Source organism: Nocardia sp. NPDC004415 (genome assembly GCF_053602435.1).
On record NZ_JBSGDP010000040.1, the window covers coordinates 1 to 16,718 of the forward strand.

Here is a 16,718-nt window from a genome sequence, read left to right on the forward strand (position 1 = left end):
CACCACCGAATCCACCATCGCCCCCGGCCCCCCCCCCCCCCCCCGTCGCCCCGGCCTGCCCCCCCCCCGCCCGCTCCTAAAACACTCCCCCCTCGTCGGCCCGCCCGTTTCACCCCGCCCGCCCCGACTCGATTTCCCTCGCCGACTACCTGGTCGGCAGGACCTCACGGAATGTTGTTCCAGCTAACTCAACCAGCGGATCGCAACAGTTCGACGGCATCGTCCATTCCGTAGCGGGATACCAGAATCTTCAGCGCGTCCTCCTCCGCGACGACCGGGTTCCGGTATCGGCTCAGCATGGTGCGCAGCGCGTATACGGCCGTCTCCGGCGAGACCGCCACCGTGTCGGCAGCGAATTCTGCCGCCGTCCGAACCGATACCCCGTCCGGCATGCGATCAGCCGGGAAGTCCCGCAGATTCTGGGTGACGATCGCGTCGGCTCCACCGACAACCGCCGCCGCCACGACGTGCTCGTCATCGTGGTCAGGTAGCCCGAAGGTGCCCTCGTGCGGCTCCCAATTCAGAACCAGGGCGTCGTCGAACCGTGACTCCAGCGTGGCGACGAGTCGGGGTCCGCTCGGACCACAGCGGTCGGTAGAGACCCTCGACGGCGAGCGACAGCAAGAAATCGCGCTGCAGGCTCGGCCAGAGAACACACGTATCGAGCAGTACCGCGAACACCGATCCCCCTCAGTCGTTGCGCTTGCCTCTGGTCCGTTCCGCTGCCAGGCGGCGTGCCTCACGCAGGTGACGCTCGACATCGGCGGGGTCGTCTTCGATGGAGATGTCGACTGTCGTTTCGGCAAGGGCGTCGTACTGACGGCGACGGCGCACCTCGCGATAGTCGAGGACATCATCGAGTTCGAGCCGGTGCCGCGTGCCGATCCGCTGGGCAGGCAGCTCACCCTTCTCGATGAGACGCTTGACGGTCGGCCGACTGACACCCAGCAGGTCTGCCGCCTGCTGCGAGGTCAGAGTCATGCTGCGCGGCGCGATCGTGACGGCCCGGCCGGCCAGCAAGGCCGCGACCACCTGTTTGAGTGCCTGGTGCACGTCGGCGGGAAGTTCGATCCGATCCCCCTCGTCGGTGCCTACCAGCGCATAGCTCGGCTTCGCGGCGGCGCCCCACCGGCGCTCATGTGCTTCCAGGAAGCTCATGACCGGCGCCAACCGGGCACGATCTTCGGGCAGGAACGTGCGCTCTTCGAGCGGTTGCGAGACCACCGCACCTCCTCGGTTCCGAACGTTTCGAAATATCGTTCGATTCGTTCGAATACTACCTTGCTCCCTGTCGAAGCACGACGGGCGGCGCACCTCCATGATCTGCTCTATATTCAGAGAATGGTGAAACTGGATCGGCGGATGGGGCGGGCTGGGGCGGAGATCGCGTTTGCCGACAGTGGGGGTGATGGGCCGGTTGTGGTTTTCACGCATGGTGCGGGGATGGATCACAGCATGTTCGACGCGCAGGTCGAGGCGTTGGCGGCGGGCGGGTATCGGGTGATCACGTGGGATCTGCGGGGGCATGGGGAGTCGGTGTTGGGGGCGGGGGTGCGGTTCGCCGGGGTGGATGCGGTGGCGGATCTGGCGGCGCTGATGGCGGAGTGTGGGGTTGGGCGGGCCGTGCTGGTGGGGCATTCGCTCGGGGGGAATATCGGGCAGGCTTTCGTGCGGGCGCACGGTGCGCGGGTGGCGGGGCTGGTGGTGCTGGATTCGGCGTGGAACGCGGGGCCGTTGACGTGGGGTGAGCGGGTCGCGTTGCGGGTGGCGGCGCCGTCGCTGGCGGTGGTCCCGGGGCGGGTGTTGCCGGGGGTGATGGCTCGGGCTTCGGCGGTGACGCCGGACGCGATCGCCAGGGCCGAGGCGGTTTTCGCGCGGATGCCGAAGCGGGTGTTCCTGGATGTCTGGCGGGCGACGGTGTCGTTCGTCGAACCGGAGCCGGGGTATCGGTGTCCGGTACCGCTCGCGCTGGTCCGGGGTGCACGGGATCGGACGGGCAACATCGCGACCGCGATGCCACGCTGGGCGCGGGCGGAAGGGGTTGCGGAGCAGGTGATTCCGGGGGCGGGCCATCTCGTCACCTGGGACGCGCCGGAGGAGACCTCCCGGGTGCTGCTGCGGACACTCGCGCACTGGGACCTGGCGTGCTGAGCCCGGAGCGGGAACAGTTCGTCAACGCCATGGGCGACACCCTGGCGACCTGGCACCTCCCCCGCGCGACCGGCCGCGTCTACGGCTATCTGCTCCTGCACAGCGCCCCGTCGACCTCCGAAGAACTGCGCGCCGACCTGTCCCTCAGCTCCGGCGCGGTCAGCACCGCCATCCGCGAACTGGTCTCCTGGGGTCTGGCCAACACCATCCCCAGCCCGGGCAGCCGCCGGTTGCTCGTGGAAGCAGCGGGCGACTTCGAGCAACTCCTCGCCGCCAGTCACGAACGCACCCGCGCCTTCATCCGCACCCTGCGCGCCGCCGAACCCCTCACCGACGACACCGCGACACGACGCCTCCGCGATGTCACCACCCTGTTCACCACCTATGTCGACGCCGGAGAACGAGTCCTGCGCGAGCGTGCGCGGGAGTGAGGCTGTTGTCGAGACCGCGAGGGCGAGCGGACAGTGTCAGCGCGGTTCGGGTCGACGGTCCGGCCGGTCGGCGGACGCGCCTCGGGTGAGGGAAGCGAAGTCCAGGGCGACGGAGTCGCCCCGGTCGACGGTGAAGAAGGCGGCGTCGAGGCGGGTGCCCAGTTCTATATAGCCGACGGCGGCCAGGGGCACGGGCTGGATGAGGCGGACGCGCCAGGGGGACGGTTCGTCCCAGGCGCGAAGCTCCAGGTCCAGGCGCAGGATGGGGTCGTCACGGCCGGTGTAGTCGGCGGCGACGGGGGCCACGGCCAGGACGGTCGCCTCGGCACGACGGCCGTTGGCGAGGATCTTCGCCGCCGCGCTGCGGCCGGATTCGGGGACCTCGGGGATATACAGCACCACCCGGTCGCGGTCGCCGGGGTCGACCCGGCAGCTCACCGCGTCGCCGGGCTGCATCCACTCCAGGTCCTGGCTGCGCACCCGCTGGTGGACCCGGGCGTCGTAGGCGAGTTCGCCGGGAACGCGCACCCGCACCGAGAAGCGGTACCCGCCCTCACCGCGCCGCGACCGCACCGACAGCACCGTCGCCTGCGCCGGCATCCCGCGCATCAGCAACTCCCGCCGCGCCCCCTCCGACAGCAACCCCGGTCGGCGCCCCAACGCCCACACGATCCGGTCGACCAGGCCCCACCCCGGATCGGCCACAACAAGGCTCATCCCGGAAGAGTAGACCGCTACGCCCGCGCGTCGAGGCAAATTCTCCGCACTCCCGATACCCCTTGCCCCGACTCGCCGGTAACCGGCCGCGGGTGGTCCGTCTCACAGGACCCCACCCACCACCACCACGGCAAACCCCCGACCACTAAACTCGCCCGCATGACCAGTGCGTTCCCGACGATTCCCGCCGACCTCAAGCCCGCCGACGGACGGTTCGGCTGTGGACCCTCCAAGGTCCGCCCGGAGCAGCTGCAGTCCCTGGTGACTGTGGGCGCCTCGGTGTTCGGCACCTCCCATCGCCAGAAGCCGGTCAAGGACGTGGTCGCGCGCGTTCGCAACGGCCTGCGTGAGCTGTTCTCGCTGCCCGAGGGCTACGAGGTCGTGCTCGGCAACGGTGGCACCACCGCGTTCTGGGACGCCGCCGCGTTCGGCCTGATCCGCGAGCGTTCGCTGCACCTGACCAACGGCGAGTTCTCCTCGAAGTTCGCCTCGGTCGCCAAGGGCAACCCGTTCATCGGTGACCCGATCGTCGTGTCGGCCGAGCCGGGCAGCGCGCCCGAGCCCGTGTCGGACCCGAGCGTCGACCTCATCGGCTGGGCCCACAACGAGACCTCGACCGGTGTGTCCATCCCGGTGTCGCGTCCGGCCGGTTCGGAGAACGCCCTGATCGCCATCGACGCCACCTCCGGCGCGGGCGGCCTGCCGGTGAACATCGCCGACTCCGACGTCTACTACTTCGCCCCGCAGAAGTGCTTCGCCGCCGACGGTGGCCTGTGGATCGCGATCATGAGCCCGGCCGCGCTGGCCCGCGTCGCCGAGATCAAGGAGTCGGGTCGCTGGACCCCGGAGTTCCTGTCGCTGCCGATCGCCATCGACAACTCCACCAAGGACCAGACCTACAACACCCCGGCGCTGGCCACCCTGCTGCTGTTCGCCGACCAGATCGAGTGGATGAACGCCAACGGCGGCCTGGACTGGACCGTCAAGCGCACGCTGGACTCGTCCTCGCGCCTGTACTCGTGGGCCGAGTCGAGCTCCTTCGCCACCCCGTACGTCACCGATCCGGCGCACCGCTCGCAGGTCGTCGGCACGATCGACTTCGACGACGCGGTCGACGCCGCCCAGGTCGCCAAGATCCTGCGTGCCAACGGCATCGTCGACACCGAGCCGTACCGCAAGCTGGGCCGCAACCAGCTGCGTGTCGGCATGTTCCCGGCCATCGATCCGGAAGATGTTTCGCAGCTGACCCGTTCGATCGACTGGGTCGTCGGCCAGCTCTGAGATAAGACCGCAATCAGCGCCGGTGCGCGGCGGAGAAATGGCTCCGCCACGCACCGGCGCTTTGCCATGTGTTCGCAATATTCGCATTCCCGAGCTCCGCTAAATGATGTTGATCCATCACCAAAGTCCCTGCACAGGACCGGAATTCGGGTGGGGAGCCGATCAGATTAGCCGGAGCGGGAGCCCTCGTGCGCGATTTCGGTCGTGCGTGTCTGCTGCGGCGGGCAAGTAATGTGCACTACTGTCTAGGAAAGTGGGCGGTGTCGTAGCCGACGCGATAAGGAGGTAACGGTGCGTGAACTTCGAGTGATCGGGGTGACGCCCGACTCCACGCACATCGTGTGCAGCGACATCGAGTCCGGTACCAAGTTCCGGCTGCCCGCCGACGACAAGCTCCGCGCAGCGGCGCGCGGCGACCTCGCACGATTCGGCCAGATCGAGATCGAAACGGAGGCGTCTATGCGTCCTCGCGATATCCAGGCCCGTATTCGAGCCGGAGCGTCCGTCGAGCAGGTCCAGGCGGAATCCGGCATGCCGGCCACCAAAGTCGAACGTTTCGCCTACCCGGTGCTGCTCGAGCGTGCGCGCGCCGCCGAACTGGCGCAGAAGGCGCACCCGGTGCGGCCCGACGGCCCCGCGGTGGAAACGCTGCACGAGATCGTCACCGCGGCCTTCGCCGAGCGCGGCCACACCATCGAACAGGCCGAGTGGGACGCCTGGAAGGACGAGAAGGGTTTCTGGGTCGCGCAATTGCAGTGGCGGCACGGTCATTCCGAGATCGCCGCGCACTGGCGCTACCAGCCCGACGCGCACGGCGGCTCGGTCTCCCCGCTCGACGACCCGGCCAACGATCTGATCGACCCCGACTTCGGCCGAGCGTTGCGCGGGCTGGCCACCATCCTGCCCGAGCCGTCCACGCCCGTCGTCGAGCCGCCGGTCCCGGTGGAACCGCGCCCGCGCGAACAGCTCTCGCCCACCGCGCGCCCGGCCGCCCGGCCGCAGCCGAAGTTCGACGAGTTCTACGAGCAGCGTCAGGTCGCCGCGGGCGGTGGCACGGCGGCGATTCCGGCCGCCCCGGTCCCCGCGGCGGCTCCCGCGCCCGTCCCGGCGGCAGCGGCTCCCGCGCCCGTCCCGGCGGCAGCGGCCCCCGCGGCCGCGCCGGTGCCCGCGGTCCCGAGTCAGCCGGTGGCCCAGCAGGACAAGCCGACGGCCGACGAGCCGGTGCCGGTCGACCCGCCCGCGCCGAAGCCCGCCCGCCCGAAGCGCGGCAAGGCTCCGATGCCGTCCTGGGAGGACGTCCTGCTGGGCGTCCGCAGCTCCGGCCACTAGCACCGCGGGTCCCGAGCCGGATTCCGGCACGGCGGGACAGGAGGTGGGTTCATGCGATCGGCTTCCACACTCTGGTACATCGACACCGCCGACCCGATGGCGGTGCTGAAAGAGGGCCCCGACCCCGATCCCGAGGCCGCCGCGGCCCTGGCCGGGCAGCTCTACAGCGAGCACGACGTGCGCCCGATCACGATCGGCACGCTCGAAGGCTGCGCGGCACCGGATCGCGACGAGGTCTACATCGGCTGCTATCCCGGCTTGACCGTGGTGTGCACGGCCGAGGCGGCCCTGGTGGAGCCGACGAAACTGCCGGATCTGCTGGTGCGGCCGCTGGCCTCGGAGCACACCTTCCTGGTGTCGTTCGACGACCGGGTGCACTGGGGCGCGTTCGCGCAGTGGGAGCGTGGGGAGTTCCGGCGCTCGTTCAGCTCCACCCGGGTCGACATCCTCGAGAACGAGGGACTGCCGATGGTGTGGGAGCGGCAGTACTGGGCCGGGGAGCATCCGGTGCCGTGGCGCGGGGCCGATCATCCGCAACCGCGGTCGCTGCCCTTCGACCCGCCGGAATTCGCCGACGCCGCCAACGACGAGTGGCTCGGCTTCCGCTATCTCGGGTCGGGCGAGGAGGAGCTGACCCCCGGTTCGCTGGCCGTGTGCGGCTTCACGCTGTACCCGAAGGGACGCGCACCCGAGCCCGCGCCGCGGCCCGCCGCCGAACCGCGCGCCAGGCACGGGCTGTTCGGCTGGCTGCGCGGCGGCGACCGGGTGCGCTGATCACAGCAGGCCGCTGAGCTCGTCGACGAAGATCGCCAGCCAGCCGAGCACCAGGCCGACGGCCGCCCCGGCGAGCACCCAGCGCACCACCGGCGTGTACCGCCACCGCCACGCCGTCGGTGCCACCCCGAGCACCGCGACCGCGTTCACCGCGACGGCGAGCAGCGGATGCACCGCGGCCAGCGCGGTGCCGAAGGCGTACACCGCGACGGCGGCGAGCACGGCGACCAGCGCGATGACGGTGCACCCGGCCGCCCACGGCACCGAATCCGGTTGCGCGCGATAGGGACCGTCGGGCTTCACGAGGTGCGCACCCGCTCGTAGAAGGCCATCGCGGCGGCGGTGGCGACATTGAGCGAATCGGTCCCCGGCGACATGGGTATCCGGGCGCGCACATCGGTGGCGCGCATGGCCTCCTCGGTGAGCCCCGGGCCTTCGGCGCCGAGCAGCAGCGCCACCTTCTCCCCCGTCATGGCCGTGGCCAGGTTCACCGCCGACGGGTCGGGGGTCAGCGCGATGATCTGGAAGCCGCGCTCCCGCAACAGCTCCAGCCCGCCGGGCCAGGTCGGCAGGGTCGCGAACGGCACCCGCAGCACGTGGCCCATCGAGACCCGCACCGCCCGGCGATAGAGCGGGTCGGCCACCCGGTCGCCGAACAGCACCGCGTCCGCGCCCAGGCCCGCCGCGTTGCGGAACATCGAGCCGAGGTTCTCGTGATCGTTGACGCCTTCGAGCACCGCCACCGTGCGCGCGCCGTCGAGCACCTCCTCGGGGGTGAGTTCGGCGGGCCGTGGCGCGACGGCGAGCACGCCACGATTGAGATGGAAGCCGACGATCTCGGCCATCACCTCGGCGGTGGCGCGGTAGTACGGGATGTCGCGGCCGGCGAGGTCCTCGGCCAGCGCCTCGTGGCGTCTGGCGACTCCGAGCAGCGCGCTGGGGGTGAAGCGGGAGCCGAGCATGCGCTGGACCACCACCACACCCTCGGCGATCACCAGGCCCTTGCGGCCGGGCAGGTCGGGTCTGCGATCGGCGGAGGACAGATCGCGGAAGTCGTCGACCCGGGGGTCGGCGGAATCGTCGATGTCTATCACTGCGGCCACGCGCTCATCCTGGCATGCTGGACACATGAAGGTCGTACAGTTGATCTTGAACATTCTCTGGGTGGTGCTGTGCGGCTTCTGGATGGCCCTGGGCTATCTGCTGGCGGCGATCATCTGCTTCATCCTGATCATCACCATCCCCTTCGGCGTCGCCTCGCTGCGCAACGCGGGCTACGTGCTGTGGCCGTTCGGGCGCACGGTGGTGAGCAAGCCGAGCGCGGGCGCGGGCTCGCTGATCGGCAATGTGATCTGGTTCGTCTTCGCGGGCTGGTGGCTGGCGCTGGGCCACATCACCACCAGCATCGCGCTGGCGATCACGATCATCGGCCTGCCCTTCGCCTGGGCCAATCTCAAGCTGGTGCCGCTGGCGCTGTTCCCCCTCGGACACGAGGTGGTCTCCTCCGACGACGCCCGCGCCCAGCTGTGATCACTCCGATCCGGCGACGATCTGGTTCATGATCGCGACCGCCTGATCCAGCACCGCGAGCTGCTGCGGATCGAGCATGGCCAGCTGCTCGGTCATCCACGCCTCCCGGGCGTGGGTCTCGTCGGCGATCAGCGCCCGGCCCGCGGGGGTGAGCGAGACGATGATCTGCCTGCCGTCGGTCGGGTGGGGACGGCGATCCACCAGTGCCAGGTCCGACAGCGAGGCGATGACGCGGGTCATCGACGGCGGTTGCACGCGTTCCTTGCCTGCCAGGGTGCCCGGTGTCATCGCGCCGTCGCGCGCCAGCGTGGCGAGTGCCGACAGCTGGGTGAGCGAGATCTGCGCGTCGGTACGGCGGCCGCGCAGGTGTCTCGTGAGCCGCACGATCGCCAGTGAGAGGTCACCGGCCAGGGCGCGGACGTCGGATGGCATTGTCACAGTGCAGAACTCTACGGTACGTCCGGCTGCCAGATCGGGTTTCACCCGGCTACTGTTTGGGTATGGAAGCCGGACGCGTCACCCCCGAGATTCCGCACCTGCCCCGATTCCTCGTCGACCCACGCCCGGTCGTGCTCGCCGGATTCGCCGCCTGGATCGTCGCCACCGTCCTGTCGTGGCTGGTCCCGGCGCTGGCCGACGCCCGGCCGGTCTGCCTGATGGGGCTCGCTGTCGGCGCGCTGGGCTCCTCGATCTTCCTCGCGCAGCGCCGGTCGGCCCGGCGCGGCGACAAGGGCGCCCAGGTCGGCCTGCAGACCGATTAGGCGCTGACCTGGAACTCCGCGCTCGTCCCGACGACCGGCCGCAGGGTGCCGTCCCCCTGGAGAACGTCCACGTAGTGCACGAAGCGGTGTAAACCCGGCTCGACAGATTCGGGGATGTCCCAGGTGAATTTCGCGAGCGAGATCGCCGCCCCGCCCGAGCTCCAGTGGTACCGCACATCCCACTCACCCTCGTTGGCCACCCGCACCCACTGCCCCGCACCCGTGCGGCGTTGCACCTCGAGGAAGGTGTCCCCGCGCCGCGGATTGTGCTTGGGATGGGCCGAGACGAACTCGACCGTCACCCGGTCACCGCGCGCGGTGTCGACCGGCTGCGCCAGCACGTCACCGAAGGCGCGCCCCGGCGGTGCCGCGTCCGGACCCGGCGTGGTGGCGAAGTTCGGTTGCAGCGCGGAGACATCGCGCGGCGCCGGACCGCGGCCCAGCGCCGCGCCCGCCACGAACGCCTCGGCCACCCGGGTGAATTCCTGCACATAGCCGCACAGGGTGTAGCGCCCGAACAGCGTCGAGGCTCCCTCGTACTGCTGGGCGTCGTACTCCTCCGGCGTCGTCACGTACTCGTGGTAGCTGTTGGCGTAACCCTGCAGCAGCACCTGTTCCACCGCGACACCGAGCACCGCGGCCACCGCGCGCCGCACCCGCAACCCGGCGACGATGGTGAACTCCGCGCCCGCCGCGGCCAGATACAGCTCACCGATCCGGACCAGCTGCACCGGAACCACATTCGGCACCCACGGCACCGGCGGCAGCAGCCCCAGCGGCGCGAAGATCGCCTTGGGCGCCTGCGCGTCGGCCAGCCAGGCCGGATGCGGATGGTCGATGCCGCCGAGGAAATCGACCATCGGATTGCGCACGCCCTCGGGAATCGGCCCGCCGGGCAGGCCGGGGCCGTCCTCGACACTGCCCGCGGCCAGCGAGACACCCGCGGCGGCGGGCGAGGTGCGGCGCGGGGCACCGTCGGGGGTGAAGCGCCCGTCGACGGCCAGGTCGGCGAAGTCGACGTAACACAGCAGCGCACCGACCGCGCCGCCCATCGGAACCGCTTGTCCGGCAGCCGCTTTCGATGCCGCGTACTGACGTTCGCCGATGATGCGGGTGTTGGCGAACTCGTCGGTGGTCGGCCCGTCTCCCGGTCGCAGGTTCAGGTTCGGCGACATGTCACCGGCATTGGTCTGGGCGAAGGCGGCGATGTAGTCGGGCCTGCCGTCCAGGTGCCGCACGCCGTGTTCGAGCTGTTCGGCGGCGTAGCTGGCGTAACCCTTGTTGTCGGCGCTGATCAGGCGGTTGGCATTGGTCATCGAGGTGTTGTGGGTGGCGAACCAGGTGAGCGCGCCGACCTCGCGGCCCGCGCGCCGGAAGACCAGCGTCGTCACCGCCGGGTCGACGGCATCGGGGAACTCCGCGCGATCCTCGGCGGGATTGCGGTCGAAGGCGACCCGCGACCGGTTCACGCTCGCGTCGTGCAAGCGCGCCCGGCCCACCGCGATGGTGCCGGGCGCGTAGTCGGCGTCGGCGGCCACGATCGCCTCGACGATGCCGGCCACCTCCGCGTCGTAGACCTGCCGCTGGAATCCGAGGGTCGCCAGGGTGTAGGCGTAATCGTGCGCCGAGCCACCACAACTCGCGTGGGTGTGGGTGGAGGTGAGTACGACATTGCGTTCGGTGTATCGATCACCGAAACGGTGTGCCAGTGCCAGCAGCACCCCGCTGTGCACCGAACCGAACACGGCGCCGTTCTCCACCGCCACGTACGCGATACGATTCTCGCCGGAACCGATGACGAATGCCCGCGCGCGGGGACGCAGATGAATTCCGGCAGTGGTCTGCTCGAGTTGGGAATAGCCCATCATGCCGCATTCCGCGGCCGGTCCGGTGAGATCGGCGATCCCCGTTCCGAATTCGAACCCGTCGCTTTTCGGATTTGCGCGGGCGGTGGGCGCACTCAGCGTCGGCACGAGTGGCACGGCGGTGACACTCAGTGCCGACGCGGCGAGTACTGCGCGGCGGGACACGGACATCAGGCGACTCCTTCGCTACTTCCGCTCCGGAGAAAACCACACAACTGGTCGCATGTCCAGGATTTCGGCCGGATCGGCGAATTGACTGTTTGCGACGCGAGCGCTTAACTCGCACACGTGTCCTCCCGATTGAGCGTCGAAGAACGACGAGCCCACCTGATCGAGGCAGCGATCGGTCTCGCCGAGAAAAAGGGCGTGGCGGGCGTGACCACGCGCGATGTCGCCCAAGCGGCCGGCGTCTCGCTCGGAGTGGTGCATTACTGTTTCGAAAACAAGGACGCGCTGATGACCGAGCTGGTCAAAGCGCTCTCGATCGAATTGCGCGATTCGGTGGACGCCGAAGAGTCGGTGTGGGAAGACGTCGGAACCGGAAAAGAAGCGCTTCAGAAATTGGTGCGCCGCGCGCTGGAACTGATGTGGCGCAACATCGAAGCCACCCCCGAACGTCAGCTGCTCACCTACGAGACCACCACCTATTCGCTGCGCGAAGGTGAGGCCACCCCCGCCAAGATCGCCATCGCGCGCGACCAGTACGGGTTCAACGACAGCACCGTGGCCGATGTGCTCGACCACTGCCGCGAGGCCACCGAGACCACCTGGACCACCCCGGTCACCGAGCTGAGCCGGTTCAGCCTGGCCGTGATCGACGGGATCGTGCTGCGCTGGCTGGTCGACGACGACAGCGAGTCGGTACAGACCCAGCTCGACCTGCTCGCGGCCATGGTCGCCACGCACGCGAACTGAGTCAGCCGCGCGGCACCTGCACGTGCACCGCGCCGTCGGCGCTCCACCACGGCACCCGCACGGTGCCGGTGATCGCGCCGCGCAGATGCACTTCCAGCGTCTCGTGCAGCACCAGGTCGCCGGAGGTGTCCGGCGGTGACCAGAGCTGACGCAACACCACCCCCAGCGGATCGGCCGCCCAGCTGGTCCGCCTGCCCGCCCCGAGGATCTCGGCGCTGACCTCCTCGGAGACCAGCGGCAGATCGAGCAGGGTGGCCAGGGCCTCGGCGGGCCCGCCCGCCACCAGCTGCCCGGCGGGCACCACCAGTCCGAAGCTGGGCTGATCCAGCACCATGGCCATGCTCGCCGCGACGACCTCGCCCGACAGCGCGCGGACGTGGTCGGGCAGGTCGAGATCGCGCGGATCGAGGGTGCCCTCGGCGACGGCGGTGGCCAGTCGCGTGTGGGTGCGGGCGACGACCTCGGGGGCCGGGGTGTTGGTGGGGTCGGCGAGGGCGTCGAGCAGTTCCTCGGCCAGCGCGGCCGACATCACCTCGGGCCGCACCAGCAGCGGGCGCAGGGCGTCGAGATCGCTGGCGTCGAAGCCCTCGGCGGGGAAAGCCGGGAGCAGACCGGCGAATTCGGTGTCGTCGGGGTGGCGCAGCCGGCCAAGCGCGATGCCGTCGAGGTGGGCGTGGCGGTGCAGCCACCAGGCGGTATAGCCGTCGCGGTCGGCGAGCAGGGCGCGGGTGCGCGGGTCGGCCAGCAGCAGGCGCAGGGCCGTGGCCCAGCGGTCGTCGTCGACCAGATCGAGATCGCGGACGGCGGTGAGCTCGCGCGGGTCCTCGGAAAGGCTGTCCCACCAGTCGTGTTCGTCGTCGAGGTCGTGATCGGGGCCGACCGGGTCGGGTTCGGTGAGGACCGCGAAGTCCCAGCCGACGCCGATCGCGCGCAGCGCCGCTTCGCCGTGCTCGGCGACGGTCGCGGCGGCCACGGTGCCGAACGGGGCGTCCTCGGCCAGCACGGTGGACAGCGGGGCGTCCGGGAGCAGCAGTTCGTCGGCGGGGCGCAGTTCGCCGGTGTCGTCGGGGAGTTCGAGCAGGCCGAGCCAGTGCGGTAGGTCGTGCGCGGAGGCGAACGGGGTCAGCTGGAGGACGGCGGCGACGGTGTCCGGGTCGGCCGGGTCCTGGTCGAGCAGGTCACGCAGCCCGGGGTCGGCGAGCAAATCGTCGGCGGAGGCGCTGCGGGCGCCCAGCCGCGACAGCAGGGCGTGGGTGGCCTCCGGGTGCACCAGGCGGGCCCAGTGCACCGGCACGGCGACGGTGAGCTGGTCGTCGAGCACGACGGTGCGCGGGCCGGTCACCACCCGGCCGTCGGCCAGCGGGACGGCCAGGGCACCCAGCTCCTCGGCGATCCGCGAATCGGTGACGAAGGGTTCCAGCGCCGCGTAGAACCGCTGCCACCAGCGGGGTTCGCGATCCAGGCCGCTCGTCGCCTCGGCCAGCGCGGCGGGGCCGAGGCGGTGGACGTCGAGGACGGAGAGTCTGTCCTGGTGCTCGCGGCCCGAGAGCTCCGGAATCAGCAGGGGGCCGGTGATCTCGGCGAGGAGCGGGGCGAGTTCCGGGGTGAGATCGGGGAAGACGGTCGCGCGGGTGGGGATGGCGAGGGCGGACCGTCGCGGGTCGTCCGGTGTCGGCTCGTCGATCTCGCCCGGGGTTTCGCCGGATGCGCCGAGAGTGGTCTCCCAGTCGAGACCGCCCTGTTCGGGTGAGGTGTCGTGGCTCGCAGCGCAGATCGGGAGCCAAGGGTGGGTGCGGAGTTCGGTGATGATCGCTTCGCGCAGGAGGGTGTCGGCTTCGCTGCGGGGGAAGCCGGGGGCCGGGACCAGGGTGAGGCGGTCTTTCGGCGGGAGGGCACGGGCGAAATCGGCGTAGCCGGAGGCGATTTCGGCGAGGTGGGCGCCGGGGAGCAGGCGGCGGCGGTCCGGCTGCATGGGGGTGTCGGCGACGAGGAGGGCCGGGAGGGAGAGTTCCTCGTCGGAGCGGGTGGGGGCGCGCAGGACGTCCGGGGCCGCCGGGGTCGGGCGGCCGTGGTGCAGTGGGAGCAGCCAGCGGGCGCGTTCGGTGCGGAACTGCCACCAGGTGCGGGTGGTTCCGGACGGGAGGGTGACGGACAGTTCGTCCAGGTCGCCGAGAGTGGTTACCGCGCTGGCGAATTCGTCTTCGTCGATGCGGATGCGCTGGAGGGCGGGCAGTTCCAGGAGCAGGTCGGGGGCTTCGGCGCGCATGGCGCCCAGGAGTGCGTCGGCGTCGATGCCGTCGCGCAGGTGGATGACGATCTCGGTGTCGAAACCCGCGGGCGGGGTGGTCGGGACGGGCCAGGCCAGGCGCAGCACCGGGGGTGCGAGAGCGGCCAGGTCATCCGGGACGGTGATCCCGTTGTCGTGCAAGGCGTTCAGCGTGGCCGTCCGCGAGAAACGGATGGACCCGGTGGTCGAGCGCACCTCGACCTCGTCGCCCACCGACCGCACCGCCGTGAACCCGACCCCGAACCGCCCGACCTGCGCGGCATCACCCTTGCCCGAGGCACGCAGGGCCGTCAGCGCGTGCACACCCGGGACATCCAGCGGCGCACCGGTATTCGCGATGTGCAGGCGCCCGTCGAGCACCCGCACACTCACCGCCCCGGCGACACCAGCCTTGGCCGCCGCGTCGGCCGCGTTCTGCGCCAGCTCGGTGAGCAGCCGATCCCGGTAGCCCGCGGCCACCAGATCACCCTCACTCGCGCTGTCCTCCCGCAGCCGCGTCGGCGAATCCCGCCACGCGGCGAGCACACCACCCCGCAGCTCCGCCGTCCCGAACGGATCCCCCACTCCGTTCAGCGCGCCACCGGCGATCCGTGCTCCACCTCGACCGCGGGCACCTCGGCATCTCCGCCGACAGCATTGCGCGCGTCAGAACTCTGCTCGGCGTGGTCGGCCTGGTCAGAGCCGGACTGATCAGACTCGCCGACAACCTGTCCGGACTCGGTGACGGCCTGTCCGGACTCGGTGACGGCCTGTCCGGACTCGCCGGCAGCCTGATCGGATTCGGCTCCAGACTCCGCGCCCGCAGCTCGATCGGCAACAGCGGCATGGTCGGTCGCGGTCTCGCTGGAGGCCGGTGCGTCGGTGCCCTGAGTGGCAGCGGCCGCTTCCTCAGCCGGGCTGGGATCGCCGACGTCTGCCGTCTGCGACTCCGCCGCCACGACCTCGGCGGCCGACTCGGGCGCGGCGCCTTCGGCCAGAGCCACCTGCTCGGCGGCAGCGGCTTCGACGGATTCGGCCTCGGCGGTCTCCTGGTCGGTCGGCGACGGCTCGGCGGGAGCCTGCTCACCGACCGACGGCTCGTCGGAAGGCTGCTCGCCCACCGACTGCGCCGCCGCGCGCACCTGCACGTACTCCACCGCGTGATCGTCGAACGCCTCGTACCGGGGCGAACCGTTCCCACTCGGCGCGACCACATCGGAGTGCGCGCCGCAGCCGTATTCGAGGTGGACGACGTGTCCGTCCGCGCCCATCGCGTTGGCGCACACGCCGAAGGATTCGCGCAGCGCGCCGGCCAGGGGGACGTAGAAGCCGCACAGGCCGCAGGTGGAGGGGGCGGCCTTGGCCATCTCGGTGTCGGGGCCGTATTCGAGGTACCAGCGCTGGGCGGCGTCGACGCGGCCCTCCAGGCTGAGCACCTGGACACGGCCGAGGCCGACCTCGCGGGCGACGTCGTCGACGACGGGGTCGCCGGTGGCCACGTAGCCGGGGACCAGGCGCGGGTCGTCGGTGGGCGGGGCGAGCAGGTCGCCGGGGCCCAGGTCGCCGGGGCGCACGCGCTGTTCCCACGGGATGAAGTCGGGGGCGATGAGGGCGTCGGGGCCGGGCAGCAGCGCCGACTCGCTCACCGTCGCGGATTCCGCACCGGGCGGCGCGGCCACGACGACGGCCCACTGCCAGCCGCGGTAGCCGGGCAGGCTCGCCTCGAAGCGGTGGGTGGCCGCCGTCTCGTCTTCGGCGGTCACCCCCAGATGGACTCCGACCCCGTGGGGTTCGAGTTCGACGAGCGCTCGACGTGCGACTTCGGCCGCATCGGCCAGAACGGGACGCACGCCGGACTCCGAAACAGATACTGCGCTCACGGCATACATTTTGCCGTATGAAGTGCAATCGGAGTTCGTTGGCCGTCGTAGTGCTGGTCAGCCTGCTCGGCGTGGGGGCGTGTAGCGGTCCCGGCGCCGGCGCGCCGCAGCGGCTGCGGGTGGAGGTGATCGGCTCGTCACCGCACGATCCGCGGGCCTTCACCCAGGGGCTCGAGGTGGTCGACGGGGTCCGCTACGAAAGCACCGGCATGTGGGGCGTGTCGAGCGCGCGGGCCGCCGATCAGGCGACCGGTTCCGAGACCGCGCGGGTCGATCTGCCGGGCCGCCTGTTCGCCGAGGGGATGACCAAGGCGGGCGACATCGTCTGGCAGCTCACCTGGCAGGACGAGATCGCCATCGCCCGCGATCCGGTCACGCTGGCCGAGATCCGCCGGGTCGGTTACCCGGGCGAGGGGTGGGGCCTGTGCGCGCAGCCGGACCGGCTGATCATGTCCGACGGCACGCCGAAACTCACCTTCCGCGACCCGGTGACCTTCGCCGAGACCGGCTCGGTGACCCTGACCGGCTACCGCGACCCGAAACCCAACGAACTCGACTGCGCCGCCGACGGCACCGTCTACGCCAACAACTACCCGACCGACGAGATCCTGCGGATCGATCCCGGCACCGGCCGGGTGACCGGGGTGATCGAGGCCGGCGGGCTGCTCACCACCGAGGAACGCCAACGCACCGATGTGCTCAACGGCATCGCGCAGCTGCCGGGCACCGACCGCTTCCTGCTCACCGGCAAGTACTGGCCGCACCTTTTCGAGGTCCGTTTCGTCCCGAAATAGCACGCTGTGTCCGACACCGCCGCG

General features: G+C 70.6%; 18 protein-coding genes. 9 read left to right on the top strand and 9 right to left on the bottom strand.

Going from position 1 to position 16,718, the window contains the following annotated elements:
- Positions 1-188: 188 nt before the first annotated feature.
- Both ACWEMY_RS19140 and ACWEMY_RS19145 read right to left on the bottom strand, forming a co-directional pair.
- Positions 189-464, bottom strand: coding sequence for a hypothetical protein (locus ACWEMY_RS19140; RefSeq protein WP_452391106.1), 276 nt, complete (start codon positions 462-464; stop codon positions 189-191).
- A gap of 226 nt (positions 465-690) precedes the next feature.
- Complete coding sequence (locus tag ACWEMY_RS19145) at positions 691-1,224, bottom strand: helix-turn-helix domain-containing protein (RefSeq protein ID WP_452391107.1); 534 nt, start codon at positions 1,222-1,224, stop codon at positions 691-693.
- Positions 1,225-1,341: 117 nt separating this feature from the next.
- On the opposite strand from ACWEMY_RS19145, the gene ACWEMY_RS19150 reads away from it, so the two are divergent.
- Together ACWEMY_RS19150 and ACWEMY_RS19155 are read left to right on the top strand one after the other, a co-directional pair.
- Positions 1,342-2,151, top strand: coding sequence for an alpha/beta fold hydrolase (locus tag ACWEMY_RS19150; protein WP_452391108.1), 810 nt, complete (start codon positions 1,342-1,344; stop codon positions 2,149-2,151).
- On the top strand, positions 2,145-2,582 hold the full coding sequence (locus tag ACWEMY_RS19155) for a GbsR/MarR family transcriptional regulator (RefSeq protein WP_452391109.1): 438 nt from the start codon (positions 2,145-2,147) through the stop codon (positions 2,580-2,582). The genes ACWEMY_RS19150 and ACWEMY_RS19155 overlap by 7 nt, the downstream gene beginning before the upstream one ends.
- Before the next feature lie 36 nt (positions 2,583-2,618).
- On the opposite strand, the gene ACWEMY_RS19160 is transcribed toward ACWEMY_RS19155, so the two are convergent.
- On the bottom strand, positions 2,619-3,299 hold the full coding sequence (locus tag ACWEMY_RS19160; RefSeq protein WP_452391110.1) for a hypothetical protein: 681 nt from the start codon (positions 3,297-3,299) through the stop codon (positions 2,619-2,621).
- A gap of 159 nt (positions 3,300-3,458) precedes the next feature.
- On the opposite strand from ACWEMY_RS19160, the gene serC reads away from it, so the two are divergent.
- From serC to ACWEMY_RS19175, 3 genes are all read left to right on the top strand, one after another.
- Entirely contained in the window at positions 3,459-4,580 is a 1,122-nt protein-coding gene (gene serC / locus ACWEMY_RS19165; protein WP_280345863.1) for a phosphoserine transaminase, read from the top strand.
- Between the two features lie 291 nt (positions 4,581-4,871).
- The gene (gene sepH / locus ACWEMY_RS19170; protein WP_452391111.1) at positions 4,872-5,909 is read left to right on the top strand and encodes a septation protein SepH; all 1,038 of its coding nucleotides are present in this window, start codon (positions 4,872-4,874) and stop codon (positions 5,907-5,909) included.
- Between the two features lie 51 nt (positions 5,910-5,960).
- Positions 5,961-6,683 carry a DUF6928 family protein gene (locus ACWEMY_RS19175; protein ID WP_375933839.1) on the top strand — a complete coding sequence of 241 codons (723 nt, stop codon included), beginning with the start codon at positions 5,961-5,963 and terminating at the stop codon, positions 6,681-6,683.
- On the opposite strand, the gene ACWEMY_RS19180 is transcribed toward ACWEMY_RS19175, so the two are convergent.
- On the bottom strand, positions 6,684-6,986 hold the full coding sequence (locus ACWEMY_RS19180; protein ID WP_375933836.1) for a DUF2537 domain-containing protein: 303 nt from the start codon (positions 6,984-6,986) through the stop codon (positions 6,684-6,686).
- Complete coding sequence (locus ACWEMY_RS19185) at positions 6,983-7,786, bottom strand: TrmH family RNA methyltransferase (RefSeq protein ID WP_452391112.1); 804 nt, start codon at positions 7,784-7,786, stop codon at positions 6,983-6,985. Before ACWEMY_RS19185 ends, ACWEMY_RS19180 begins: the two co-directional genes overlap by 4 nt.
- A 25-nt stretch (positions 7,787-7,811) precedes the next feature.
- Here ACWEMY_RS19185 and ACWEMY_RS19190 point away from each other — a divergent pair, with 25 nt between their 5' ends.
- Positions 7,812-8,213: a YccF domain-containing protein gene (locus ACWEMY_RS19190; RefSeq protein ID WP_375933830.1), complete on the top strand. Its 402-nt coding sequence runs from the start codon at positions 7,812-7,814 to the stop codon at positions 8,211-8,213.
- On the opposite strand, the gene ACWEMY_RS19195 is transcribed toward ACWEMY_RS19190, so the two are convergent.
- Positions 8,214-8,645: a MarR family winged helix-turn-helix transcriptional regulator gene (locus tag ACWEMY_RS19195; RefSeq protein WP_452391113.1), complete on the bottom strand. Its 432-nt coding sequence runs from the start codon at positions 8,643-8,645 to the stop codon at positions 8,214-8,216. It abuts the gene before it with no gap.
- Between the two features lie 68 nt (positions 8,646-8,713).
- Between ACWEMY_RS19195 and ACWEMY_RS19200 the strand changes: the two genes are divergently transcribed.
- Positions 8,714-8,974 carry a DUF2530 domain-containing protein gene (locus ACWEMY_RS19200; RefSeq protein ID WP_452391114.1) on the top strand — a complete coding sequence of 87 codons (261 nt, stop codon included), beginning with the start codon at positions 8,714-8,716 and terminating at the stop codon, positions 8,972-8,974.
- Here the strand turns inward: ACWEMY_RS19200 and ACWEMY_RS19205 are convergent.
- On the bottom strand, positions 8,971-11,010 hold the full coding sequence (locus ACWEMY_RS19205; protein WP_452391115.1) for a neutral/alkaline non-lysosomal ceramidase N-terminal domain-containing protein: 2,040 nt from the start codon (positions 11,008-11,010) through the stop codon (positions 8,971-8,973). The two genes, ACWEMY_RS19200 and ACWEMY_RS19205, sit on opposite strands and share 4 nt — an antisense overlap.
- A 117-nt stretch (positions 11,011-11,127) precedes the next feature.
- On the opposite strand from ACWEMY_RS19205, the gene ACWEMY_RS19210 reads away from it, so the two are divergent.
- Entirely contained in the window at positions 11,128-11,754 is a 627-nt protein-coding gene (locus tag ACWEMY_RS19210) for a TetR/AcrR family transcriptional regulator (RefSeq protein ID WP_375933816.1), read from the top strand.
- A gap of 1 nt (position 11,755) precedes the next feature.
- Here the strand turns inward: ACWEMY_RS19210 and ACWEMY_RS19215 are convergent, their stop codons facing one another.
- Both ACWEMY_RS19215 and ACWEMY_RS19220 read right to left on the bottom strand, forming a co-directional pair.
- Positions 11,756-14,605: a sacsin N-terminal ATP-binding-like domain-containing protein gene (locus ACWEMY_RS19215; RefSeq protein ID WP_452391116.1), complete on the bottom strand. Its 2,850-nt coding sequence runs from the start codon at positions 14,603-14,605 to the stop codon at positions 11,756-11,758.
- 5 nt (positions 14,606-14,610) lie between these two features.
- A complete protein-coding gene (locus ACWEMY_RS19220; protein ID WP_452391117.1) occupies positions 14,611-15,900 on the bottom strand; it encodes a DUF3027 domain-containing protein in 1,290 nt (429 codons plus the stop codon).
- A 17-nt stretch (positions 15,901-15,917) separates the two neighbouring features.
- On the opposite strand from ACWEMY_RS19220, the gene ACWEMY_RS19225 reads away from it, so the two are divergent.
- The gene (locus ACWEMY_RS19225; protein WP_452391118.1) at positions 15,918-16,694 is read left to right on the top strand and encodes a glutaminyl-peptide cyclotransferase; all 777 of its coding nucleotides are present in this window, start codon (positions 15,918-15,920) and stop codon (positions 16,692-16,694) included.
- Positions 16,695-16,718 lie beyond the last annotated feature (24 nt).

Excerpts from the sequence above, each read along its gene's own strand:
- ACWEMY_RS19200 (WP_452391114.1), top strand. The coding sequence starts at position 8,714 with ATGGAAGCCGGACGCGTCACCCCCGAGATTCCGCACCTGCCCCGATTC.
- ACWEMY_RS19225 (WP_452391118.1), top strand. The coding sequence starts at position 15,918 with ATGAAGTGCAATCGGAGTTCGTTGGCCGTCGTAGTGCTGGTCAGCCTG.
- ACWEMY_RS19205 (WP_452391115.1), bottom strand. The coding sequence starts at position 11,010 with ATGTCCGTGTCCCGCCGCGCAGTACTCGCCGCGTCGGCACTGAGTGTC.
- serC (WP_280345863.1), top strand. The coding sequence starts at position 3,459 with ATGACCAGTGCGTTCCCGACGATTCCCGCCGACCTCAAGCCCGCCGAC.
- ACWEMY_RS19160 (WP_452391110.1), bottom strand. The coding sequence starts at position 3,299 with ATGAGCCTTGTTGTGGCCGATCCGGGGTGGGGCCTGGTCGACCGGATC.
- ACWEMY_RS19150 (WP_452391108.1), top strand. The coding sequence starts at position 1,342 with ATGGTGAAACTGGATCGGCGGATGGGGCGGGCTGGGGCGGAGATCGCG.
- ACWEMY_RS19195 (WP_452391113.1), bottom strand. The coding sequence starts at position 8,645 with ATGCCATCCGACGTCCGCGCCCTGGCCGGTGACCTCTCACTGGCGATC.
- ACWEMY_RS19175 (WP_375933839.1), top strand. The coding sequence starts at position 5,961 with ATGCGATCGGCTTCCACACTCTGGTACATCGACACCGCCGACCCGATG.
- ACWEMY_RS19190 (WP_375933830.1), top strand. The coding sequence starts at position 7,812 with ATGAAGGTCGTACAGTTGATCTTGAACATTCTCTGGGTGGTGCTGTGC.